Here is a 23704-nt window from a genome sequence, read left to right as displayed (position 1 = left end):
GTTCAGCGGATCAGGTCGGCCAGCTTGCCCGGCTGGTCCTTGTGCGTGTCGGCGTCCGGCAGGGGCGACTTGCGTTTGGTGATGCTCTTCCAGCCGGCGGCGCGGGCCAGTTCGGCGTTCAGTTCGATGAAGTGGAGCTGATCCGGCGGGCAGTCTTCTTCCGCGTAGATGGCGTTGGCCGGGCATTCCGGGATGCAGACGGCGCAGTCGATGCATTCGTCCGGATCGATCACCAGGAAGTTCGGGCCTTCGCGGAAGCAATCGACGGGGCACACGTCCACGCAATCGGTGTACTTGCACTTGATGCAGTTTTCGGTGACGACGTGGGTCATGGGTACGGAGCAGACGATCGAAGGGAACCCGCGATTTTAGGGCCTCGCGGGCCGGGTAGACGAAAAACGGGCCGATTAACCCGGCCCGCGGCTCAGGCGCTGGCGCTCAGCGGTCGGCGAAGACGGCGCCCGCGGTGCGGTGGCTGGCGGTATCCACCAGCACCAGCGCGCCCAGGGTGCGTGAATCCGCGAAGGGCAGGGTGGCCAGCGGCTCCTGCAGCGCAAGTTCGATATGGCCCAGGGAATTGGCTTCCAGGCGCTCGGCCGGCAGGCGTTCCAGGGTCTGGATGTCGAGCCGGTCGACGATGCGCGCCACCTTGGCCTTCACCCAGCGGTGGCCGTGCAGCGCCCAGTAGACGCGGCCGGGCACCAGGGCCTCGTCGTCCAGCCAGGCGACGGTGGCGCGCAGGGTGCGTTCGGCCTGGAAGGCGCCGGCGGCCAGCAGCCAGTCGCCGCGCGACACGTCCACCTCGCGGTCGAGCACGATGCCGGCGCTGTGGCCGGCGGCGATGGAGGGCTGCTCCTGGCGGGCGTGGTCCAGCACCTGGGCGACCCTGGCGGTGGCGCCGCTCGGCATCACCACCAGATCCTGGCCGGCGGCGACGCTGCCGGCGTTGATGCGGCCCCAGAAGACGCGGCGGCCTTTCTGGGTGTCGGCGGATGCAGAGAACTTCTCCACCCACTGCACCGGGAAGGCGAAGGGCAGGGCGGTGTCGGCCGGCGTGACCGGCAGGCCTTCGAGAATCTGCAGCAGCGAGGGACCGCTGTAGCCGGCCCAGCCGGTGCGCGGATCGACCACGTTCCAGCCTTCCAGCGCCGACATGGGCACGGTGGCGGTCACTTCGATGCCGGCCTGGGCAGCGAATGCCTGCAGCGCGGCGCGGATGCGCTCGAAAGCCTGCTCGGGATGCTCGACCGCATCGAGCTTGTTGACAGCGAAGATCACCGAAGGCACCCGCAGCAGGTGCACCAGCAGGCTGTGGCGGCGCGTCTGCGGCAGCAGTTCGTGTGCAGCGCCGGTATCGGCCGAGGCCCAGGGCAGCTTGCTCGCATCGACCAGCACCACGGCGGCGTCGGCGCTGGAGGCGGCGGTGACCATGTTGCGGGTGTACTGCTCATGGCCGGGCGCGTCGCCGATGATGAACTTGCGGCTGGCGGTGGCGAAGTAGCGGTAGGCCACGTCGATGGTGATGCCTTGCTCGCGCTCGGCCGACAGGCCGTCGGTGAGCAGTGCCAGGTCGGTGGCGCCCGAGCGCTGCACGCCGGCCAATTGGTCGGACAGCACGGCGCGGGTGTCGACCAGCAGGCGGCCGATCAGGGTGCTCTTGCCGTCGTCCACGCTGCCGCAGGTGATGAAACGCAGGGCGGCGGCGGTTTCCACCGGGGTGTCGAGGGTGTTCGTGTTCATCAGAAATACCCGTCTTTCTTGCGCTTCTCCATGGAAGCCTCGGATGTCTTGTCGTCCATGCGGGTGGAGCCGCGTTCGCTGACCTCGGCGGACAGCGTTTCGATCACCACGTCCTCGGCATTCGCCGCATCGCTGGCCACCGGGCAGGTGCAGGTGATGTCGCCGACGGTGCGGAAACGCACGCTGCGCACGACCGGCGTCTCGCCCTCGCGCGGCAGCGTCAGCGGCGTGACCGGCACCAGCAGGCCCTTGCGCTCCACCACTTCGCGCTCATGCGTGTAGTAGAGCGAGGGCAGGGCGATGTTCTCGCGGGCGATGTATTGCCAGACGTCCAGTTCGGTCCAGTTGCTGATCGGGAACACGCGGAAGTGTTCGCCGGGCTGCAGCCGGGTGTTGAACAGGTTCCACAGCTCGGGGCGCTGGGCCTTGGGCTGCCACTGGCCGAAGCTGTCGCGGTGCGAAAAGATGCGTTCCTTGGCGCGCGCCTTTTCCTCGTCGCGGCGGGCGCCACCGATCAGGGCGTCGAAGCCGAATTCCTCGATGGCTTCGAGCAGGGTGACCGACTGGTGCACGTTGCGCGACTCGCCTTCGTGGGCCAGGCGCACGGTGCCGCGGGCCATGGAGTCTTCCACGCTGCGCACGATGAGTTCGGCCTTGAGTTCGGCGGCCCGGCTGTCGCGGAAATCGGTCACTTCATGGAAGTTGTGGCCGGTGTCGATCATCAGCAGGGGATAAGGGATGCGGCCCGCGCCGAAAGCCTTCTCGGCGAGCTTGAGCAGCACCAGCGAATCCTTGCCGCCGGAGAACAGCAGCGTGGGGCGTTCGAAGACGGCGGCGACCTCGCGCAGGATGAAGATGGCTTCTTCCTCGAGCGCGTCGAGGTGGCTGTCGGCCAGGTGGGCAGCGCCGAGGAGCTGGGGTTCCGTGCGGGCGTTCATGCGGCGGTTTCTTTCTGCGGGCTGCTGCTGCGGGTCGGGAAAAAGTTCAGGGGCGAGACGTCGGGCGAGACATCGGCCGAGGTGGGGTCGTCCTGGCTGGTGCCTGAGGGCGCGCCGTCATGGCCTTCGGCCACGTGCAGGCCGCATTCCTTGGCGCTTTCGTTCTCCCACCACCAGCGGCCGGAGCGGAAGTCCTCGCCCAACGTCACGGCGCGGGTGCAGGGCGCGCAGCCAATGCTGGGGAAGAACTGGTCGTGCAGCGGGTTGTAGGGCACGCCATTCGTGGTGATGTAGTGCCAGACGTCGCCCCAGGTCCAGGCGGCCAGGGGGTTGGCCTTGGCGCGGGCATCGGGTTTGTCGGAGGCCGGCGCCTCGATGTCGTGCACCTCGGCGCGCGCCTGCGACTGCTCGCGGCGCAGGCCGGTGATCCAGGCGCGCTTGCCGGCCAGGGCGGCTTCCAGGGGCACCATCTTGCGGATGTCGCAGCACTGCTTGCGCAGGGCGATGCTCTTGTACATGGCGTCCTCGCCGTTGGCGGCGACGAAGGCCTCTGCCGTGGCCGCGTCGGGCCGGTAGACCTCGACCTCGCGGCCGTAGTGGGCCTGCAGCCGGCCGATCAGCGCCACGGTTTCCTCGTGCAGCTTGCCGGTGTCGAGCACGAAGACGGCCGAGTCGATGCCGCTGCGCTGGATCAGGTCGGTGACGACCATGTCCTCCGCGCCCAGGCTGGAGGCCTGCGTCAGCGGGCTGTACTGGCGCGCGGCCTCCTGCAGCACGGCGATGGAGTGCGCGACCTTGGCGTCGAAATCGGCAGAGGGGCGGCCGCGTTGCAGGGCCAGCAGGGCATCGGACATGGCGCTCGCCTTCAGGCCGTCTCAGCCGCTGCGAAATGCGGCTGCTGGTGCACCACGTCGCCCTGGTAGAAGGCGGCGAAACGTTCGAACTGGCGGTTGGCGGCCGAGGCGTCCACGCCGGGCTTCAACACCGCGCTGGAAAAACCCATGCGCGACATCTGCACCAGCTGGTCGATCAGCACGTCGCCGGTGGCGCGGATGTCGCCGGTGAAGCCCATCCGGCGGCGCAGCAGGAAGGCCTGGCTGTAGGCCCGGCCGTCGGTGAACTTGGGGAACACCAGCTCGATGCGCTGGATGTCCTTCAGGCGCTCGGCCAGGGTGAGCGGGTCTTCGTCGTTGGGCAGGGCCAGCACGGCCGGCAGGTCGTCCACGGCTTCTTCGGCGGACAGGATGCGCAGTTGGGGGGTGGTCATCGTGGAGTGTCTTTCTTCAGGCAACGGCTTCTTCGGCCTTGGGCGCGCGGGCGGCGTTGGCCGCGGCCTTGAAGGGGTCGTGGCCGACGCGGCGCAGGGTGTCGATGAAGGTCTCGCCGGCGTTGCGGGTGTCGCGGTAGGTGCCGAGCACGGCCTCGATCACGTCGGGCACTTCCGCGCCGGTGAAGGAGGGGCCGACGATCTTGCCGGCCTGGGCATTGCCCGAGAGCGCCGAGCCGTCGGAGCCGCCGAGCGTGACCTGGTACCACTCCTTGCCGTCCTTGTCGACGCCGAGGATGCCGATATGGCCGCTGTGGTGGTGGCCGCAGGAGTTGATGCAGCCGCTGATGTGCAGGTCGATCTCGCCGATGTCGTCGAGTTCGTCCAGGTCCTGGTAGCGCTCGGTGATGGCCTCGGCGATGGGCAGCGAACGGGCGTTGGCCAGATCGCAGAAGTCGCCGCCGGGGCAGGCGATCATGTCGGTCAGCAGGTGCACATTGGTGCTGGCGAAGCCGGCCGCGCGGGCGGCCTGCCAGAGGGCGAAGAGCCTGGAGGCGGGCACCCAGGGCAACAGCAGGTTCTGGTCGTGGGTGACACGCGCCTCGCCGGCCGAGAAGTCGTCGGCCAGGCTTGCAGCGATGTCGAGCTGGTCGCCGGTGGCGTCGCCGGGCGACTGGCCGGGGCGCTTGAAGGACAGGGTCACCGCACGCAGCGCCGGGTTCTTGTGGCCGGCCACGTTGCGCTGCAGCCAGCGGGCGAAGGCGGGCTCTTCGGCGGCGGCCTTCTGCCAGCTGCCGTCGTCCGCCGCGTCGGCTGCGAGCGCGGGCGGCACGAAGGAGGCGGCCACGCGGTCGAACTCGGCCTGGGTGATGGTGTGGGGCGCGCCGTCCTTCTCGACGATCTGGCGGTATTCGGCCTCGACGTCGTCGATGTAGCGCTGGCCTTCGGCCTTCACCAGGATCTTGATGCGCGCCTTGTAGATGTTGTCGCGCCGGCCGTAGCGGTTGTAGACCCGCACCACGGCCTCGAGGTAGTTCAGGATCTGCTGCCAGGGCAGGAACTCGCGCAGCACCGTGCCGACGATGGGGGTGCGGCCCATGCCGCCGCCGACGGTGACACGGAAACCGGCTTCGCCGGCCGCGTCGCGCTGCATGTGCAGGCCCACGTCGTGCCAGGCGGTGGCGGCGCGGTCTTCCGATGCGCCGGTGATGGCGATCTTGAACTTGCGCGGCAGGAAGGCGAACTCGGGGTGCAGCGTGCTCCACTGCCGCATGATTTCGGCGATGGGGCGCGGGTCGACGATCTCGTCGTCGGCCACGCCCGCGCGCTCGTCGGTGGTGATGTTGCGGATGCAGTTGCCGCTGGTCTGGATGCCGTGCATGTCCACCGTGGCCAGCAGGTCCATCACGTCGGCGCCCTTCGCCAGGGGGATCCAGTTGAACTGCACGTTCTGCCGGGTGGTGAAGTGGCCGCAGTTCTTGGGCAGGAAGGTGGTGCCGAGTGCGCCCTGGCCTTCCATGGCGCACTGGAAGACGGCGGCCTCGGGCTCGTCGTACTCGCGGGCGATGCGGGCCAGCACACGCAGCTGGGTGCTGGAGATCTCGCCGTAGGGCACGGCCACTCGCAGCATCGGTGCGTAGCGCTGCACGTACCAGCCGTTCTGCAGGCGCAGGGGCTTGAATTCGTCTTCGCTCAGGGCGCCGGACTGGTGGCGCTCCAGCTGGTCACGGAACTGCGCGGCGCGCTGGCGGACGAATTGGCGATCGAATGCTGTGTATTGGTACATCGTGGAAGTCGGGGGCACCGTTTTGTGGATGCCCGATTGTCCATGCGGACAACGGGTACCCGGGCACTTTACGACTTCCAGGTCTAAAGACTAACGAATAGTTCGTTTGGGGCATATATGCCCCGGTTATGAGGCATATTTGGTTTACGCATGTCCAGGCGCTCAGGCCAGGAGAAGCCCCGATGCCGGCGTGCCGCTCGCCCGGTGGGCGGGACGGCTGGCCCGCAGGCCGCTGTCGGAGAGCTTGAACACCGACACCAGTTCCGCCAGTTGCTCGGCCTGGGCCTGCAGGCTGGCCGCGGCGGCGGCGCTTTCTTCCACCAAGGCGGCGTTCTGCTGCGTGGCCTGGTCCATCTGCGTCACGGCGATGCCGACCTGTTCGATGCCGCAGCTCTGCTCGGAGGACGCGCTGGCGATCTCACCGATCAGATTACGCACCTGGCGTACCTGGCCGACGATGCCTTCCATGTTGCGGCCGGCCTCGTCCACCAGCTGGGTGCCGCTCTCCACTTTCTCGACGCTGGCGCCGATCAGGCCCTTGATTTCCTTGGCGGCATTGGCCGAGCGCTGCGCCAGGCTGCGCACCTCGCTGGCCACGACGGCGAAGCCCCGGCCCTGCTCGCCGGCGCGAGCGGCTTCCACGGCGGCGTTGAGCGCCAGGATGTTGGTCTGGAAGGCGATGCCGTCGATCACGCCGATGATGTCGGAAATCTTGCGCGAGGAGGCCGAGATCTCCTGCATGGTGCTGACCACCTGGCCGACGACCTGCCCGCCCTGTTCGGCGGCGCTGGTGGCGGCGGTGGCCAGGCGGTTGGCTTCCTGGGCCAGGCCGGCGTTGTTCTTGACGGTGGCGCTCAGCTCTTCCATCGAGGCGGCGGTTTCCTCCAGGTTGCTGGCCTGGCGCTCGGTGCGCTGGCTCAGGTCGGAGTTGCCCATGGCGATCTCGGTGGAGCCGGTGGCGATGTTGTCGCTGGAAAGGCGCACGCTGCCCACCATGTCGACCAGGCGCTGGTTCATATTCTGCAGCGCGCGCAGCAGGTCGGCGAGTTCGTCGCTGCCTTGCACCGCGATCCTCGAGCGCAGGTCGCCTTCGGCCACGGCCTCGGCAAGCTTCACGCCTTCGGCCAGCGGACGGACGATGGAGCGCGTGACGGCGATCGCACCGATCGCACCCAGCGCCACGGCGGCGAGGATGGCGGCTATGGAGACATACACGGTCTGCGAATAATTGGCGCTGGACGCGGCCGCCACCTGCGCGCCGGTGTCGCCTGCATAGTCGAAGCTCTTGGCCAGCGCCTTGGTGAGCTCGCGGAAGGCCGGGGCGGCGATGTCCTTGTCCTGCTGGTTGGTGGCATCGAAGCCGCTCTCGCCGACGCGGGACAGGGCCAGGGTGTCGTCGGCCAGCTTGTGGTAGCGGTCGAGCTGCGTGGTGAACACGGCGAAGGTCTCGCGCTCCTTCTGGCTGGTGATCATGGCTTCGTACTCCTTGAGCATCTTCGGCAGCACCTGCTGGTGGCGCTTGGCGATCAGGGCTTCGGCTTCCTTCTTGGCATCGGGCGAGCGCTCGATGATGTGGCGCAGCACGGTGCGGCGGTCGGCGCCGAGTTCGTTGGAGATGTCGGCCAGCTTGCGCACGCGCGGCAGCCAGCTCTGGCCGAGATCGCTGGCGTAGTCGTTGGTTTCACGGACCTGGTAGATGCCCGTCAGGCCGAGCAGGGTGAGCATCAGGATGAGGATGCCGAAAGCCAGCGCCAGGCGGGTGCCGATCTTGATGTTTTGAAGAAATTGCATGGTCGCCCGCGAAACACGGCGTTACGAAATCATGCAGTCTATCGGGAAACTACCAGTAGACGGCGCGCGATTCGGCCGGTTTGCAACGATTCGGCCAGCTTGGGCGCGACTGGCAAGGGGTCTTTGTGCAGCTGTGCCACCAGCAATTCAGCGCAGAGCAGCCCCAGCGTGATGCCGCGGGCGCCGAGGGCGGTGCACAGCCAGATGGGCGCGAAATCGTTCACCGGCCAGGGGCCGACGATGGGCAGCCGGTCGGGCGAGGTGGCGCGGACGCCGCGCCAGTCTCCGGCCTGCGCGAAAGCGGCGGGCAGCCAGGGCGCCAGCGCGGGGGCCAGTTCGGCCAGGCGCTGGCGGTTCGCCATGCGGTGGCGCAGCCGCTCTTCATCGGGGATTTCGACGGCCGCCACATCGCGCTCGAAGCTGGCGCCGGCCAGCCAAGCCGTGCCAGTCGCCAGTGGAAGCAAAGGCATGAAATGGCCGTGCCCGTTCATGGGGGTGAGTGGGGCAGCAGGTGCCTGCGCCAGGGCGCCTGCCGGTCCGAAGGAGATCTGTCCTGCAACCGGTTGAAGCGGAAATCCCGCCGGCAGCAGCGCGAGGCTGCCCGAGCCCGCTGCCAGGATCACCGGCCCGTCGAACTCACGGTCGGATGGCAAGGCCGTGCGGCCGTATTCCACCGTGATGCCCGGCGTGTCCAGCAAGGCCCGCACCAGCCGGGCCGGGCGCAGCCACCCGGCTTTTTCGTGCCAGAGCGCTTCGGCGCCTTCGCGTTGTTGCGAAACGCCGGACAGGTCCCAGTCCACGCCGCGCTGCAGCAGGCCCCGGGCCGTGGTGACGAGCGCACGCACGCCGGCCCGGCTCAGGCGCGACAGCACCGCGTCGTCGGCCGAGACATGGGGAGCGAACAGGCCCGCCGGCACGCCCGAGGCGCCCGATGCCGGGCCCGGGCCGGCTTCCAGCACCCGCACCCGCCATCCGCGCAGCGCCATGGCGCGTGCGACGGCGGCGCCGGCCAGCCCGGCGCCGATCACCGTGCAATCGCCGATCGTCACGGCTGCCTCGTCGACATGCCGCGCCGGCAGATGCACCAGCCGTGCCTGCAGGTTGTGCCGCTTGGGCGCCACGCCCTCGACCTTGGCGACCTGGAAGCCGGCCGAGGCCAGCCCGTCGCGCACCAGGCGCGCCACGGTCCAGGTCGCCAGCCGGGCATCGCGCCGGCAGCAGCGGGCCACGGCTCGCATCGCATCGCCGCTCCACATCTCCGGGTTGCGGTCGGGGCTGAAGCCGTCGAGGAAGACGCTGTCGGCGAAGCGGCCCAGGCCGCGCAGGGCCTGGGTGCTGTCGCCGATCAGCAGGGTGAGTTGCACCCGTCCGCCATCCAGCGCGATGCGGTGGGTGCCGGGTTCCAGGCCCCACCAGCCATCGGCCAGTTCGTCGGCCAGGGGCTGCAGGTGGGGATGTGCCTGGGCATTGCGCCGCACGTCCGAAGCATCGGCCGGATAGGCCTCGGTCGCTACGTAATGCAGCATGGCCGGCCGGCGCGGATCCTCGCGCCAGGCCTGCCAGGCCGTCAGGAAATTGAGCCCCAGGCCGAAGCCGGTTTCCAGGATGCACCAGCGTGCCGTGCCTTGCCAGGCTGCGGGCAGGCCGCAGCCGGCCAGGAAGACGTCACGGGCCTGGTCGAGCCCGCCGAGTTCGCTGCGGTAACGGTCCTGGAAACGCGGACTGTACGGGGTGCTGAATGGGGTGCCGTCGGCCCGCCATTCGACGGGTTCCGCCACGGCGTCCTCAGGCGTCGGACGGCGGCGGGACGAAGCCCTGGACCGCGTCGGCGCCCTGGCCGAAGAAATGGTTTTCCATCTGCCGCGCCAGGTATTGGCGGGCGCGGGCATCGGCCAGGTTCAGCCGGTTTTCGTTGACCAGCATGGTCTGCTGCTTCATCCAGTCGGCCCAGGCTTGCTTGCTGACGTTTTCCCAGAGCCGTTTGCCGAGTTCGCCGGGGTAGGGGGGAAGTCCAGGCCTTCGGCCTCTTGGCCGAGCTTGATGCATTGGACTGTGCGCGCCATCGGGATTTCGCCTTCTAAGATGATTTTTGAACTAAACAAAGAGATTCTTATTCGTTTGCCATGCAGTAGCCGGCTTCCAGAATCGCGGCTGTTTTCGACAACCCCGAATGGATTCCGCCATGCAAGCGCGCCGCGACTTTATCAAGATTCCCTTGGCCGCCGCCCTGGCGAGCGCGATTGGCCTGCCCGCCACCCAGGCCTTCGCCCAGGCCCCCGCCGCCGTCACCCTGCTCAATGTCTCCTACGATCCGACGCGCGAACTCTATGTGGACTACAACGCCGCCTTCGCCAAGTACTGGAAGGGCAAGACCGGCCAGGACGTGAGCGTCAAGCAGTCGCACGGCGGCTCGGGCAAGCAGGCGCGCTCCATCATCGACGGCATCGAGGCCGATGTGGCCACCCTGGCACTCGGCGGCGACATCGACGCGCTGGCCACCCACGGCGGCCTGGTCAAGGCCGACTGGCAAAAGCGCCTGCCGCACAACTCGGCGCCCTACACCTCGACCATCGTGTTCCTGGTCAAGAAGGGCAATCCCAAGGGCATCAAGGACTGGGACGACCTGATCAAGCCCGGCGTGGCCGTGATCACGCCCAACCCCAAGACCTCCGGCGGCGCGCGCTGGAACTACCTGGCCGGCTGGGAATACGGCCGCCGCAAGTTCGGCGGCGACAAGGGTGCGGCCGACTACATCGCCAAGCTGTTCAAGAACGTGCCGGTGCTCGACACCGGTGCGCGCGGCGCCACCATCACCTTCGTGCAGCGCGGCGTCGGCGATGTGCTGCTGGCCTGGGAAAACGAGGCCTTCCTGGCGCTGAAGGAGTTCGGTCCGGAGAAGTTCCAGATCGTCGTGCCTTCGGTCTCCATCCTTGCCGAGCCCTCGGTGGCGGTGGTCGACAAGGTGGTGGACAAACGCGGCACCCGCGCCGTCGCCGAGGAATACCTCAAGTACCTGTATTCGGACGAAGGCCAGGACATCGCCGGCCGCAACTTCTACCGCCCGACAGGCACCGCGGCCAAGGCCAAGTACGACAAGCAGTTCCCGAAGCTGGATCTCGTGACCGTGGACGGCGCCTTCGGCGGCTGGACCAAGGCCGACAAGGAGCATTTCGCCGACGGCGGCTCCTTCGACAAGCTCTATCAGCCCGGCCGCTGAGGCCTGACGGGACCGGCGGCCCTACATCCGCCGGAAATCGGCCAGTTCCCGCGACAGCCGCGAGAACTCGGCCACCAGCGCCGGCGTGGCGCCGTAGAACACCAGGAACTTGCCCGACAGCGTGCGGGCATAGAGGCGCGGCGCCACCAGCCAGTCCAACCCCGGCATGCGGATCACCTTGCAATAGGCCAGTTCGCCCAGCGCCAGGCGCTTGTTCCAGATCCAGCGCTGCTGCAGCACCAAGCCGTCGATGACGGTGCGGCTGCGCAGCACGCAGACCCAGGTCCAGGCCATCATCGCCAGGCCCGCCACCACCCACACCATGCCCGGCCCCCAGGTGATCGCATCGCGCAGCCACAGGCGCAGCACCCAGCTGAAGCAGCCGGCCACCAGCAGGGTGGCCAGCATCTGGAAGGGGCGCGAGAAGGCCTGGCCTTCGACCTTGCCGCCCAGCGGGGTGTAGGTGAAGGGATCCGGCGTCAGGCCGGTAGCGACCAGGGCGATCATTTGGCCGGCTCCGGGCTGGCGGGTGCGGCCGGGGCGGCGGCGCCGTTCTGCTTGAACATCTCTTCGATGCGCTTCTGCTGCTCTTCTTCCGACTCGCTGCTGGCGTCGGGCTGGTCGCTGACGGGCGCCTCGATCTTCACCTTGTCCAGGTCGATGACTTCTTCCTTGTCGAGGAACACCGTCACCGTCTGCGGCACGAAGATCACGATCGCCACCAGCAGCAACTGCAGCAGCACCCAGGGGATGGAGCCCAGGTAGATGTCGCTGGACTTGATCGGCTTGTCGATGCGCTTTTCCTTGAACAGCGTGTCCGAGATGCCGCGCAGGTAGAAGAGGGCGAAGCCGAAGGGCGGGTGCATGAAGCTGGTCTGCATGTTCACGCACAGCAGCACGCCGAACCACACCAGGTCGATGCCGAGCTTGGCGGCCACCGGTCCCAGCATCGGCAGGATGATGAAGGCGATCTCGAAGAAGTCGAGGAAGAAGGCCAGGAAGAAGATGAAGATGTTGACCGCGATCAGGAAGCCCACCTGGCCGCCCGGCAGGCCGGAGAGCATGTGCTCCACCCACTTGGCGCCGTCCACGCCCTGGAACACCATCGAGAAGGTGCGCGCCCCGATCAGGATGAACACCACCATGGCCGTCAGCCGCATGGTGCCCACCATCGCATCCCACACCAGCGAAGGCGTGAGCCGCTTGTGCAGGGCTGCCAGCAGCAGGGCGCCGACCACACCCATGGCGCCGGCCTCGGTCGGCGTGGCGATGGCGGTATCGATGCCCGGCAGCCCGCCCATGGAGCCCAGCACCGCGAAGATCAGCACGGCAGACGGGATGATGCCGCGCAGGCATTTGCCCCACAGCGCCCAGCCGTGCAGCGTGCGTTCCGACTTGGGCACGCCCGGGATGTGGTGCGGCTTGAACACGCCCAGCATGAAGGTATAGGCCGCGAACAGCAGCACCTGCAGGATGGACGGCCCCCAGGCGCCCTTGTACATGTCGCCCACCGAGCGGCCGAGCTGGTCGGCCATCACGATCAGCACCAGCGAGGGCGGCACCAGCTGCGTGATGGTGCCCGAGGCCGCCAGCACGCCGGTGGCGTAGCGCATGTTGTAGCCGTAGCGGATCATCACCGGCAGCGAGATCAGCGCCATCGCGATCACCTGGCCCGCCACCGTGCCGGTGATGGCGCCGAGGATGAAGCCCACGATGATCACCGAGTAGCCCAGCCCGCCCTTGACCGGCCCGAAAAGCTGGCCCATGGAGTCGAGCATGTCCTCGGCCAGGCCGCACTTCTCCAGGATGGCGCCCATGAAGGTGAAGAAGGGGATGGCCAGCAGCAGCTCGTTGCTGAGGATGCCGAACATATTGATCGGCAGGTTGGCCATGAAGCTGGCCGGGAACCAGCCCATCTCGATGGCCAGGAAGCCCGAGCCCAGGCCCAGCGCGGCCAGCGAGAAGGCGACGGGAAAGCCGATCAGCATGATCAGCACCAGGCCCAGGAACATGAAGGGCGCGAAGTTTTCCATCTGCATGGCTTGTCTCTCTTTTTCTCTTCGTTCTTCTTATTGCAGCGGTTTCTCGTACTGGAAACTCATCTGCAGATGGCCGCTGAGGTAGGCGATGCGTTTGACCAATTCGGCCAGCCCCTGGATGAACATCATGGCGAAGCCGACCGGCAGCAGCAGCATGGCGGGCCAGCGGATCAGGCCGCCGGCGTTGCCCGACATCTCGTGCGTGAGGTACATCTTCAAAAAGAGCGGCCAGCTGAGCCAGGCGAGCATGCCCATCACCGGCAGCAGGAAGACGACGATGCCGAAGATGTCGACCATCACCTGCCCCCTGGGCTTGAGCCTGCCGTAGAGGATGTCGACCCGCACATGCTCGTTGAGGTTGAGCACGATGGGGGCGCCCAGCATCACGGTGGCGGCGAACAGGTACCACTGGATTTCGAGCCAGCCGTTGGAGCTGATGTCGAAGCCGTAGCGCACGAAGGCGTTGCCCGCCGATATCAGCGCCGCGGCCAGGACCGTCCAGGCGGCCAGCTTGCCGAGGAGGGAGGAGATTCTGTCGATCAGGCGTGCCAGGAATAGCAAGGCAGACATGGGGGGCCTTTGGAGCTGTCTTTTGTGCCGTGGATCGTACGGCGCGGCATCGATTTGGCGCTGAAAGAAGGCTGACGAGTTTTCGCGGGGTTTTCCCTTATTTCTGGGTTATCTCGCCGGGGTTTTATTTACTTCAATTAGTCTTCGGGAAGTAAATAAGAAGACCTGAAAAATACCAATAAAATGGAAACATGAGATTACTGCTGATAGAAGACGACGTCATGGTGGCCAGCGGCATCAAACTGGGCTTATGCGACGCCGGCTATGCAGTGGATTGGGTCGGCAGCGGAGAAAGGGCCGAAGAAGCGCTGGCAAAGGCAAAATTCGACGCGTTGATCGTGGATATCGGCCTGCCGCGAATGGACGGCCTGGAACTCACCCGCCGCCTGCGCACCGATGGGCACGCCATGCCGGTACTGATCCTGACGGCCCGGGACGCCCTGGAAGACCGGGTGCGGGGATTGGACCTCGGCGCCGACGACTATCTCGTCAAGCCCTTCCAGCTCCCGGAACTGCTGGCAAGGCTGAGGGCCCTGCTGAGGAGGTCGCATGCCGCCACCACGGCGGTGCTGAGCTTCGGCCCGGTCGAACTCGACACCGCCCAGCGGCGCGGCAGTGTCGCCGGCCAGCCGCTGGAGTTGGGCCCGCGCGAATGGACGGTGCTGGAATACCTGCTGCTGCAGGCGCCCAACCCCACGGCTAAGGACAAGCTCCTGCAGGCCCTCACCGGCTGGGACCGCGAGATCACCGCCAACGCGGTGGAGGTGCACATCTCCCGCCTGCGCGCCAAGCTGGAGCCGCACGGCGTGGCGCTGCGGGCGATTCGCGGCTTCGGCTACCGGCTGGAACTGCGGACGGCGCCCGCGTCGGCATGAACCGGCCCGAGCGCCGCCAGGTCTTTCGCGGCCTGCAGCGGCGGCTGGTGCTGCTGCTGCTCCTGCCGTTGCTGCTGCTGGCGTTGCTGTCGGCCTGGATCGACTACCGCTCGGCCGACAGCGCCGCGCTGCAGCAGGACGCCCAGCTGCTGCGCATGGCGCCGCTGCTGGCCGACAGCATCATCGTGCCGGCCGCCGAGCACGGCGATGTGCTGCAGCATGTGCCCCAGGTGCTGCTGGCGCCGCCGGTCGAGGAGTTCCTCAAGGAGCGTCCGGGCACCGCGGCCTGGAGCATGTCCGACGACGTCGGCCGGGTGCTGCAGGGCGATGGCTGGCTGGAGTCGGCCGCGCCGGGCACGCGGGAGCCGGAATTCATCAGCCGCGAACACGAGGGGGTGCTCTACCGCATCATGTCGCTGCGCATCGTCTCTCCGGCAGGCGATTTCGTCATGCAGCTGGCCGATGGTTCGGATCCGCGCCAGGACTGGGGGCGTGCCATCCTCGTCCGCGCGCTGCTGCCCAATCTGGTGCTGCTGGTGCTGGCCGCTGTCGCCATGCAACTCGCGGTGCGCCATGCGCTCAAGCCGCTGCTCGATGTGAAGGATGCGGTCGAGCGGCGTTCCCCGCGCGACCTGAGCCCGCTGGACGAGGGCCCGACACCCGACGAGGTGCGGCCGCTGGTGCAGTCACTCAACCGGTTGTTCGGGCTGGTCAATGCGCAGAGCGACAGCCAGCGGCGTTTCGTGGCCGACGCGGCGCACCAGCTGCGCACGCCGCTGGCGGCGCTGCAATCCCAGGTCGAGGCCTGGGCGCATGCGGCCGACGAGCACGGCGTGCGGCTGCGGGCCGAGGACGTATGGCGCATGCGCGACGCCACACGTCGCACTTCCCAATTGGCGCATCAACTGCTGGCCCTGTCGCGTGCCGACGCCCACGCGCTGGACGCCCGGGCCGGTGCGCCGGTGGAGCTGCTGGCCTTGTGCCACGCGATGATCGAACTGCACTTTCCTCACGCGGCGGACCGCCAGGTGGACCTGGGGCTGGACTGCGCGCCGGCCCGGGTGATCGGGCAGGAATGGCTGCTGCGGGAGATGCTGTCCAACCTGGTGGACAACGCGGTGAAGTACACACCCGCCGGCGGCACGGTGACGGTGCGCTGCCGCCTGGAAGCGGACGAGCATGGCAAGTCATGCGCCGTGCTGGAGGTCGAGGACGACGGCCCCGGGATCGCAAACGAGGAAAGGGGCCGGGTGCTGGAGCGGTTCTACCGCGTACGCGGCACAGCGGGGGAAGGCAATGGGCTGGGACTGGCCATTGCCGAGGAGATCGCACGCAGCCATGGCAGCCGTTTGCTGCTGGGGGAGGGCACCGGGGGCGGGGGCTGAGGGTGGTGGCGGTTTTTTTTGCCGCTTGAATCGCCGCGCAGTCGGTTTGCATGCTCAACTGGCGCGATGGGCGATGTAGTAGGTCGCGGCGACCAGCGCGGTGCCGAAGCTGCAGACGAAGCTGACCAGCTTCCAGGTCTGCGTGTTGATCTCCCGGTGGAGGTCTTCCTTGGTGGCGGATGTGGCTTTCACGATGGACAGGTCCTTTTCGATCGTGGCGAGGCGCTCGCCGGTCTTTTCGGCCAGGTCTTCCAGCTTCTTGATCCGGGGTTCCATATCGCTCCCATCATAGGGAGGACGGCCGCCGGGCTGCAAGATGCCGGGTGGGTCGAAACGAAGGATTCGGGGGTCGGGGCGGGCCATCGCTGGATTTTTCCACAGGGGGGCGGACCATTCGGCGGCCGACGAACGGTGAGTTGCAAGAGCTGCGGCTCCGTTCAATCGTCCCGCTCGCCCAGGAAACCACCGCTCTGGTGCGCCCAGAGCCGTGCATAGATCCCGTCGGCCGCCAGCAGGCTCGCATGGTCGCCTTGCTCCACGATGCGGCCGCCGTCCAGCACCACCAGCCGGTCCATGGCCGCGATGGTCGACAGCCGGTGCGCGATGGCGATGACGGTCTTGCCCTCCATCAGCCGGTACAGGCTTTCCTGGATCGCCGCCTCCACCTCGGAGTCGAGTGCACTCGTCGCCTCGTCCAGCAGCAGGATGGGCGCATCCTTCAGCATCACCCGCGCGATCGCGATGCGCTGGCGCTGTCCGCCGGACAGCTTCACGCCGCGCTCGCCGACATGGGCGTCGTAGCCGGTGCGGCCCTTGGCATCGGAGAGCTGCGGGATGAAGCCGGTGGCCTCGGCACGTTCGGCGGCATGGGCGATCGCGGCGTCGTCGGCATCCGGCCTGCCGTAGGAGATGTTGTCGCGCACCGAGCGGTGCAGCAGGGAGGTGTCCTGCGTCACCATGCCGATGGCGGCGCGCAGGCTGTCCTGCGTGACGGCGGCGATGTCCTGGCCATCGACCAGGATGCGCCCGCCGTCGAGTTCGTAGAAGCGCAGCAGCAGGTTGACCAGCGTGGACTTGCCCGAACCGGAGCGGCCCACCAGCCCGATCTTCTCGCCGGGCCGCACCACCAGGTCCAGCCCGTCGACGATGGGCCGTCCCGCCGTGGCGGCGGCCTGGCCGGCGGCGGCCGTCACCGGGTAGGCGAAGCGGATGTTCTCGAAGCGCACCTCGCCGCGCGGCACCGCCAGTGCCGGGGCGGCGGGGCGGTCCAGCACCGCGTGCGGCGCCGACAGCGTCCTGATGCCGTCCTGCACCGTGCCCACGTTCTCGAACAGTGCGCTCAGCTGCCACATGATCCAGTGCGCCAGGCTGTTCAGGCGCAGCGCCATGGCGGTGGCCGCGGCGATCGCGCCCAGGCCCACCTGGCCGCGGCTCCACAGCCATAGGGAGCAGCCGGCCACGCCCAGCAGCAACAGCATCGACAGCGTGTGGTTGATCGTCTCGAAGGAGCTCACCAGCCGCATCTGCCGAAAGCCGGTGCCCTGGAACTCGCGCATCGCCTCGCGGGCGAAGAAGGCCTCGCGCTGCGAATGCGAGAACAGCTTGACGGTGGCGATGTTGGTGTAGGCGTCGCTCACCCGGCCGGTCATCAGGGAGCGCGCATCGGCCTGCTCGCGGCCGACCCGGGAGACACGCGGCACGAAGTGGAAGCAGGCGCAGCCGTAGGCCAGCGCCCAGATCAGGAAGGGCCAGACCAGGCGCGTGTCGAAAGCCGCGGCGAACACCAGGATGGTGATGAAGTTGGTGAACATGCCGACCACCACTTCGGCCATGGTGAAGATCAGGTCGCGCGCGCCCAGCGCCGTCTGCATCATGCGGGCGGTGATGCGGCCGGAGAACTCGTCCTGGTAGAAGGACATGCTCTGGCCCAGCAGCAGGCGGTGGAAGTTCCAGCGCAGGCGCATCGGGAAATTGATGGCCAGCACCTGGTGCTGCACCGTCGTCTGCAGCCAGACGAAGGCGATGCTGGCCAGCACCACGGCCGCGATCAGGCTCAGCAGCCCGCCGTGTTCCTGCCAGAGCAGGGCCGGCTGCACATGGCCGAACAGGTCGACCACCCGGCCGAGCGAGGCGACGAGCAGGGCGTCGAATGCGCCGATGGCGGCAGTCAGCAGCGTCAGCAGCACGATCCAGCCGCGCGAGCCCTCGGTGCAGCGCCACAGGAAGGCGGCGAAGCGGGCGGGCGGCAGGCCGGCGGACTGGGGTGGAAAGGCCTCGACCCTCGATTCGAAGAAGGCGAAGGCGCCGCGGCGCGGCGGCGATGGGGGGAGAAAATCTTCGGACAAACCTGAGCCTTGTTGATGGCGTGCGCACACTTTAAACGCTGCAGCCTTGGCCTGGATTTTCCCGCAGCTGGAAAACGCCCGGGTAAAAAAGGGCTCAAGCCCTGGCGTGGATTGGAATACTGTATAAAAATACAGTCATGCCATCGCTTGCCATCAACTCACGTGATTCCGGTCCGTCCCTGCTGTCGCAGGTATGGCTGGCCGAATCGCTGGCCGCGGGAGAAGGGGCGATCGCGGCCAGCGGCTTCGCGGCGCTGGACGCCGAACTGCCCGGCGGCGGCTGGCCGGTCGGCTCGATGACCGAAGTGTTGCATGCCGGCACCGAGAGTTTCGCCTGGCCGCTGCTGCTGCCGGCCCTGGCGCAGGCGGTGTCGGCGCGGGGGCGGCCGGTGGCGCTGATCGGGGCGCCGCATGAACCCTTCGGCCCGGCGCTGGCGGCGCAGGGCCTACCTCCGGAGGCGCTGCTGTGGGTGCGCTGCGATGCGCCCGCCGCCCGGCTCTGGGCCTGCGAGCAGGCCCTGCGCTGCGCCGAGGTGTCGGCCGTGCTGGCCTGGCTGCCTCAGGCGCGGGTGGGCGAGTTGCGCCGGCTGCAGCTGGCGGCGCAGCAGTTCGATGCGCTTTTCTGGGTGTTCCGGCCGCAGGCGCAGGCGGCCCAGGCATCGCCGGCGCGGCTGCGGCTGCTGGTCGAGGCCGCGCAAGATGAGGAGGAGGGCGGGCACAGCCTGCAGGTGCATCTGCTCAAGCGGCGCGGGCCGCCGCTGGTCCGGCCGGTGCCGCTGATGGCGCGGCCGGCCCGGCTGAATGCGGTGTTGGCCGCCAGCCAGCGCCGGCGGGCGCAGCGCCAGCCGGTGGAGGTTTCTGCCGGCCGGCCGGCGGCCGCCACCGTGGTGCGGCTGGCTTCCGTGGCCCGTCTGCCGGAGATCGCGCATGCGCTGGATCGCCCTTTTCTGGCGGCTTGAGGCTGCGCCGGGCCAGCCCGGCGAGCCGGGCAAGGAACCGGCCGCGCTGCCCGAGCCGGAAGCCCTGGGCTGGTGGGCGCTGCAGTTCTCGCCGCGCGTGGCCTGGCTGGACGAGGCGCTGCTGATCGAGGTCTCCGCCTGCGAGCGGCTTTTCGGCGGCCCGCGCGCCCTGCGGGCCGAGCTGCAATCGCGCAATCCGGCGCCCGAAGCCCGGTTGTTCACCGCCTGGGGCGACAGCAGCCTGTGCGCGCTGGCCCGGCTGCGCCTGATCCTGCTGGACGAGCGCCCGCCGGCCGACATCCCCGCCGCCCTGCCGCTGTTCACCCTGAGCGCGGCGCGCGAGCACCTGGAGATGCTCGAACGCCTGGGCTGCCTCTGCTGGGGCGATGTGGCGCAGCTGCCGCGCGCCGGCCTGGCGCGGCGTTTCGGCCCGGCCCTGCGCGATGCGCTGGACATCGCCTGGGGCCAGCGGCCGGACCTGCACCGCTGGCTGGAGTTGCCCGAGCAGTTCGACCAGAAGCTCGAACTGCCGGCGCTGGCCGAACGGGCGCCGGAGCTGATGTGGTCGGCCGCCCGGCTGCTGCGCTCGCTGCAGTTCTGGCTGCGCGGCCGCCAGCTCGGCGTGCTGGCGCTGGAACTGCAATGGACGCTGGACCTGAAACGCATCGACGGCATCGACCTGCCCTCCCACGAACGACTGCTGCTGCGCACGGCCGAGCCGATGCAGGACATGGCCCATTTGCAGCGCCTGCTGAGCGAACGCCTGGCCCAGCAGAAGATGGCGGCGCCCGCCAACGGCCTGCGCCTGCGCTCGCTGGAGACGGCGCCCTGGGGCGGATCGAGCACCAGCTTCCTGCCGGAGGACAACCGCAAGGGCGATGCGCTGCACCAACTGGTCGAGCGGCTCAGCGCCCGCCTGGGCGAGGACTGCGTGCTCACCGCCGTGCCGCAGGCGGCCCACCGGCCCGAGGCCATGCAGCAGTGGCTGCCGGCGCGGGCGCACCTCAAGACACTGTCCGCACCGCTGCGGGCGATGCCGGCCGGGGCGGACTCGGCGGTGCAGGCCGACGCCCTTTATCCGGGCTGGCTGCTGCCCGAGCCGCAGAAGCTGGAGACCCGCGACGACATGCCCCAATGGCGCGGTCCGCTGACCATCCTGGCCGGGCCGCACCGCCTGGCCACCGGTTGGTGGAATTCGCCTTCGGGCGAGGCGCCGCAGCGTGCCCTGCGCGACTACTACATCGCCGAAAGCCCGGGCGCCGGACTGGTGTGGCTGTTCCGCGAGCGGCCGGGCTCGCAAGAGGGCGGGCAGTGGTTTCTGCAAGGCTTGTATGCCTGAGCGCGAAATCAGCCTGCAGGGCCGGCCGGCCTCGGTGCTGCGGTTTCCGGCGCCGCTGCGTGCGGCTGCGCCGGTCGAGGTGCAAGTGTCCGACACGGCCGGGGAGGGCGGCTATACCGAGCTGCACTGCATCAGCAACTTCAGCTTCCACCGCGGCGCCTCGCATCCCGACGAACTGGTGGTGCAGGCCCTGAAGCTGGGCTACCGGGGCATCGCCATCACCGACGAATGCTCGGTGGCAGGCGTGGTGCGGGCCTGGGACGGGTTGAAGCAGCACCATGTCCATGAAGCCGACCTGTGGCGCAAGAAGCATCCGGACGCCGAAGGCGATCCGCCCGAGCCCGCGACGCTGCAACTCCTCTACGGCAGCGAGTTCCTGCTGGAAGACGGCGCACGCCTCGTCGCCATCGCCCGCGATCTCGCAGGCTGGGGCGGCCTCTGCCAGGCGATCACTGACGCGCGACGCGCCACCACCAAGGGCGAATACGACGTGGGCGCCATCGATTTCGCCCTGCTCGCCGGCTGCGAACGCATCTACCTGCCGCACCGCCCTCCTGGCCAGCCGGTCGAGGAGGCCGCGCTCCAGGCCCGGGTGCAGCAGGCCCGGGATCGTTTCGGCGCCCAGGGACTTTGGCTGGGCGTGCAGCTGCTCTGCGACATCGACGACGACCTCTGGCTGGAGCTGCTCACCCAGGCTGGCGGCGAAGCCGGCCTGCCGCTGCTGGCCTGCGGCGACGTGCACATGCACGAGCCCAAACGCAAGCGCCTGCAGGACGTGCTCACCGCCGTGCGCCAGGGCCGCGCGCTGGGCGACTGCGGCTTCGCACTGCAGCGCAATGCTCAGCGCTATTTGCGCCCGGTGGAACGGCTCCGATCGCTCTATCCAGCGGAATTGCTGCAGGCCACGCAGCAGCTGGCCGCGCGCTGCAGCTTCCGCATGGAGGACATCGCCTACCACTATCCCAAGGAGACGATTCCGCCTGGCCTGACACCGGCCCAGGCGCTGCGCCAATTGGTGGAACAGGGCGTTCAGAAGCGTTATCCCCAAGGCCCCCGCGCCGCGGATCTCAAGCAGATCGAGGATGAGCTGGGCCTGATCGCCTTCAAGAAATACGAGATGTACTTCCTGACGGTGGAAGACATCGTGCGGCAGGCCCGCAAACTGGGCATCCTCTGCCAGGGCCGGGGCTCGGCCGCCAACTCCGTCGTCTGCTACTGCCTGGGCATCACCGAAGTACGGCCCGAGGATTCGAACCTGCTCTTCGAGCGTTTCATCAGCAAGGAACGCGACGAGCCGCCAGATATCGACGTGGACTTCGAGCACCAGCGCCGCGAGGAGGTCATCCAGTACATCTACAAGAAGTACGGCCGCGAGCGTGCAGCCATCGCCGCCGTGGTCGTGCGCTACCGCTCCCGCATGGCGATCCGCGACGTGGGCGCCGCGCTCGGCGTGCCCGAAGGGCTGGTCGACACCTTCGCCAAGGACCACTACTGGTTCGACAAGGACATCCTCAAGAAGCAGATCCAGGAATCCCAGGAGCGCTCGGGCGTCAGTGCGCCTCAGGCCTTGATCGAGCAATGGCTGGAGCTGGCTTACGAGCTGCGTGATTTCCCGCGCCACCTCAGCCAGCACGTGGGCGGCTTCGTGCTCACCGACGGCCCCTTGACCCGGCTGGTGCCGGTGGAGCCGGCCAGCATGGAGAAGCGCTCGGTCATCCAGTGGGAAAAGCGCGACCTGGAAGCCGTCGGCCTGATGAAGGTCGATGTGCTGGCCCTGGGCATGCTGTCTGCGCTGCGCCGCATGCTGGACTTCCGCAACCGGTGGCGCGGCACGCCCTGGACCCTGCAAAGCATCCCGCGCGACCAAGAAGCCGTCTTCGACATGATCTGCACCGCCGACACCATCGGCGTGTTCCAGGTGGAGAGCCGGGCGCAGATGTCCATGCTGCCGCGCCTCTTGCCGCGCGAGTTCTACGACCTGGTGGTGGAGGTGGCCATCGTGCGGCCGGGCCCGATCCAGGGAAAGATGGTCCATCCCTACCTGAAGGCCCGGCAGACGAAGCGCGAGGGCAAACCCATCGTCTATGCCAAGAACGAGCTGGAACGCTCGCTCAAGCGCACCCTGGGCGTGCCCATCTTCCAGGAGCAGGTGATGCAGCTGGCCATGGACGCCGCCGGCTTCACCGCCGACCGGGCCGACCGGCTGCGACGCTCCATGGCGGGTTGGGGGCGCAAGGGCGGGGTGCAGGATTTCCAGGACGAACTGGTCAAGGGCATGACCAGCCGCGGCTACGCGGACGACTTCGCCAACGGCGTCTTCGAACAGATCAAGGGCTTCGGCGAATACGGCTTCCCGGAAAGCCATGCGGCCAGCTTCGCGCTGCTGGTGTATCTGAGCTGCTGGATCAAGTGCTTCGAGCCGGCCGCTTTCCTGGCCGGCATCCTGGATGCGCAGCCCATGGGTTTCTATTCGGTCTCGCAGCTGGTGCAGGACGCGCGCCGCCATGCGGTGGAGGTGCGGCCGGTGGATGTGACCGTCAGCGGCATCGACTCCCTGCTGGAGCCGGCCATGCCGCCACGCGAGCGGCTCTACAGCGGCATCGAATGGGCGCGGCATCCGAGGCCCAAGCCCGACAACGGCATGCCCTCCATTCCCGCGCCCGGCGAGCCGGTCTGGCCCGGCACCCGGGTGCCGCAGCCCGGCCGGCTGGCGCAGCCGGCGGTGCGGCTCTCGCTGCGGCTGGTGGGCGGGCTGTCGGCCGAAGCGATGAAACGCATCGTCAAGGCCCGGACGCAGGCTGCCTTCACCAGCGTGGAAGACCTGGCCCTGCGCGCCGAACTCGATACCCGCGACATGCAGGCCCTGGCCGCCGCCGATGCCCTGGGCTCGCTCGCCGGCAACCGCCGCCAGCAGATGTGGGAAGCCAGTGCCCAGAAACGCGCCCCGGCCCTGCTGCGCGGCGTGCCGGTGCACGAGGCCGCCCTCGTGCTGCCGGCACCCGGCGAGCACGAGGACATCGTGGGCGACTACGCCTCCACCGGCCTCACCCTGCGCCGCCATCCCCTGGCCCTGCTGCGCCCACGGCTTGCGCGCTGGCGCCTGCTCAGCGCCCAGGCGCTGCGCGACCTGCCGCACGGCACGCCGGTGCGCGGCTGCGGCATCGTCACCATGCGCCAGCGCCCGCCCACGGCCAAGGGCACGCTCTTCGTCACGCTGGAGGACGAGACCGGCATCGTCAACGTGATCGTCTGGGCCGACCAGGTCGAGAAATACCGCGAGGCCCTGCTCAAGTCGCGCCTGCTGGCCGTCGAAGGCATCTGGCAGCGCGACTCCGACAGCGGCGGCCAGGTGCGTCACCTGCTGGGCCGCAAGTTCACCGACGTCTCGGCCTGGCTCGGCCGGCTGGGCAGCAACAAGAGCCGGGACTTCCATTGAAGGCATCGAAGGCATTG

Annotated in this window: 19 protein-coding genes and 1 pseudogene; 6 read left to right on the top strand and 14 right to left on the bottom strand. The window is 68.4% G+C overall.

All coding sequences use genetic code 11. The features are described 5' to 3' along the window. Positions 1 to 2 precede the first annotated feature (2 nt). The 9 genes and pseudogenes from fdxA to GT347_RS00340 form a co-directional block, all read right to left on the bottom strand. Entirely contained in the window at positions 3 to 332 is a 330-nt protein-coding gene (fdxA, locus tag GT347_RS00380; RefSeq protein ID WP_160550105.1) for a ferredoxin FdxA, read from the bottom strand. Positions 333 to 438: 106 nt separating this feature from the next. Further along, positions 439 to 1740: a sulfate adenylyltransferase subunit 1 gene (locus tag GT347_RS00375; protein ID WP_160550104.1), complete on the bottom strand. Its 1302-nt coding sequence runs from the start codon at positions 1738 to 1740 to the stop codon at positions 439 to 441. Beyond that, complete coding sequence (cysD, locus tag GT347_RS00370) at positions 1740 to 2678, bottom strand: sulfate adenylyltransferase subunit CysD (RefSeq protein WP_160550103.1); 939 nt, start codon at positions 2676 to 2678, stop codon at positions 1740 to 1742. The genes GT347_RS00375 and cysD overlap by 1 nt, the downstream gene beginning before the upstream one ends. After that, the gene (locus tag GT347_RS00365) at positions 2675 to 3532 is read right to left on the bottom strand and encodes a phosphoadenylyl-sulfate reductase (RefSeq protein ID WP_160550102.1); all 858 of its coding nucleotides are present in this window, start codon (positions 3530 to 3532) and stop codon (positions 2675 to 2677) included. Before GT347_RS00365 ends, cysD begins: the two co-directional genes overlap by 4 nt. Positions 3533 to 3543: 11 nt before the next feature. Continuing rightward, positions 3544 to 3945 carry a DUF934 domain-containing protein gene (locus GT347_RS00360; protein WP_160550101.1) on the bottom strand — a complete coding sequence of 134 codons (402 nt, stop codon included), beginning with the start codon at positions 3943 to 3945 and terminating at the stop codon, positions 3544 to 3546. Positions 3946 to 3961: 16 nt separating this feature from the next. Further along, positions 3962 to 5731: a nitrite/sulfite reductase gene (locus GT347_RS00355; protein WP_160550100.1), complete on the bottom strand. Its 1770-nt coding sequence runs from the start codon at positions 5729 to 5731 to the stop codon at positions 3962 to 3964. 162 nt (positions 5732 to 5893) lie between these two features. Next, on the bottom strand, positions 5894 to 7522 hold the full coding sequence (locus tag GT347_RS27895; protein ID WP_160550099.1) for a methyl-accepting chemotaxis protein: 1629 nt from the start codon (positions 7520 to 7522) through the stop codon (positions 5894 to 5896). 38 nt (positions 7523 to 7560) lie between these two features. Further along, positions 7561 to 9300 (bottom strand): tRNA (5-methylaminomethyl-2-thiouridine)(34)-methyltransferase MnmD, encoded by a 1740-nt coding sequence (mnmD, locus tag GT347_RS00345; protein WP_160550098.1) that lies wholly within the window; start codon positions 9298 to 9300, stop codon positions 7561 to 7563. Positions 9301 to 9307: 7 nt separating this feature from the next. Next, positions 9308 to 9585: pseudogene (locus tag GT347_RS00340) on the bottom strand (oxidative damage protection protein). A 119-nt stretch (positions 9586 to 9704) separates the two neighbouring features. Here GT347_RS00340 and GT347_RS00335 point away from each other — a divergent pair. Then, entirely contained in the window at positions 9705 to 10739 is a 1035-nt protein-coding gene (locus GT347_RS00335) for a sulfate ABC transporter substrate-binding protein (protein WP_160550097.1), read from the top strand. 21 nt (positions 10740 to 10760) lie between these two features. On the opposite strand, the gene GT347_RS00330 is transcribed toward GT347_RS00335, so the two are convergent. From GT347_RS00330 to GT347_RS00320, 3 genes are read right to left on the bottom strand one after another with little or no spacing between them, the layout of a single operon-like run. Continuing rightward, positions 10761 to 11246, bottom strand: a complete 486-nt coding sequence (locus tag GT347_RS00330; RefSeq protein WP_160550096.1) for a hypothetical protein — start codon at positions 11244 to 11246, stop codon at positions 10761 to 10763. Further along, on the bottom strand, positions 11243 to 12778 hold the full coding sequence (locus GT347_RS00325; RefSeq protein ID WP_160550095.1) for a TRAP transporter large permease: 1536 nt from the start codon (positions 12776 to 12778) through the stop codon (positions 11243 to 11245). Before GT347_RS00325 ends, GT347_RS00330 begins: the two co-directional genes overlap by 4 nt. A 30-nt stretch (positions 12779 to 12808) precedes the next feature. Further along, positions 12809 to 13348, bottom strand: a complete 540-nt coding sequence (locus GT347_RS00320) for a TRAP transporter small permease subunit (RefSeq protein WP_160550094.1) — start codon at positions 13346 to 13348, stop codon at positions 12809 to 12811. A 191-nt stretch (positions 13349 to 13539) separates the two neighbouring features. Here GT347_RS00320 and GT347_RS00315 point away from each other — a divergent pair, with 191 nt between their 5' ends. Next, positions 13540 to 14223: a response regulator gene (locus GT347_RS00315; protein WP_160550093.1), complete on the top strand. Its 684-nt coding sequence runs from the start codon at positions 13540 to 13542 to the stop codon at positions 14221 to 14223. Beyond that, positions 14220 to 15608 carry a sensor histidine kinase gene (locus tag GT347_RS00310; RefSeq protein ID WP_160550092.1) on the top strand — a complete coding sequence of 463 codons (1389 nt, stop codon included), beginning with the start codon at positions 14220 to 14222 and terminating at the stop codon, positions 15606 to 15608. The genes GT347_RS00315 and GT347_RS00310 overlap by 4 nt, the downstream gene beginning before the upstream one ends. 54 nt (positions 15609 to 15662) lie before the next feature. Here the strand turns inward: GT347_RS00310 and GT347_RS00305 are convergent, their stop codons facing one another. Both GT347_RS00305 and GT347_RS00300 read right to left on the bottom strand, forming a co-directional pair. Then, a complete protein-coding gene (locus GT347_RS00305; RefSeq protein WP_160550091.1) occupies positions 15663 to 15884 on the bottom strand; it encodes a hypothetical protein in 222 nt (73 codons plus the stop codon). A gap of 161 nt (positions 15885 to 16045) precedes the next feature. Further along, the gene (locus GT347_RS00300) at positions 16046 to 17953 is read right to left on the bottom strand and encodes an ABC transporter ATP-binding protein (protein ID WP_160550090.1); all 1908 of its coding nucleotides are present in this window, start codon (positions 17951 to 17953) and stop codon (positions 16046 to 16048) included. Positions 17954 to 18090: 137 nt separating this feature from the next. Between GT347_RS00300 and imuA the strand changes: the two genes are divergently transcribed. The 3 genes from imuA to GT347_RS00285 are packed head-to-tail and all read left to right on the top strand — an operon-like array spanning position 18091 to position 23687. Continuing rightward, a complete protein-coding gene (gene imuA, locus GT347_RS00295; protein WP_160550089.1) occupies positions 18091 to 18912 on the top strand; it encodes a translesion DNA synthesis-associated protein ImuA in 822 nt (273 codons plus the stop codon). After that, positions 18881 to 20251, top strand: coding sequence for a DNA polymerase Y subunit UmuC family protein (locus tag GT347_RS00290; protein WP_160550088.1), 1371 nt, complete (start codon positions 18881 to 18883; stop codon positions 20249 to 20251). Before imuA ends, GT347_RS00290 begins: the two co-directional genes overlap by 32 nt. Then, complete coding sequence (locus tag GT347_RS00285) at positions 20244 to 23687, top strand: error-prone DNA polymerase (RefSeq protein WP_160550087.1); 3444 nt, start codon at positions 20244 to 20246, stop codon at positions 23685 to 23687. Before GT347_RS00290 ends, GT347_RS00285 begins: the two co-directional genes overlap by 8 nt. Positions 23688 to 23704: the final 17 nt, after the last annotated feature.

Origin of the sequence: Xylophilus rhododendri (genome assembly GCF_009906855.1) — a bacterium.
GTDB classification, from domain to species: Bacteria; Pseudomonadota; Gammaproteobacteria; order Burkholderiales; family Burkholderiaceae_C; genus Xylophilus; species Xylophilus rhododendri.
Note: the sequence above shows the minus strand (reverse complement) of the source record. Positions and strands in the feature narration are given on the sequence as shown.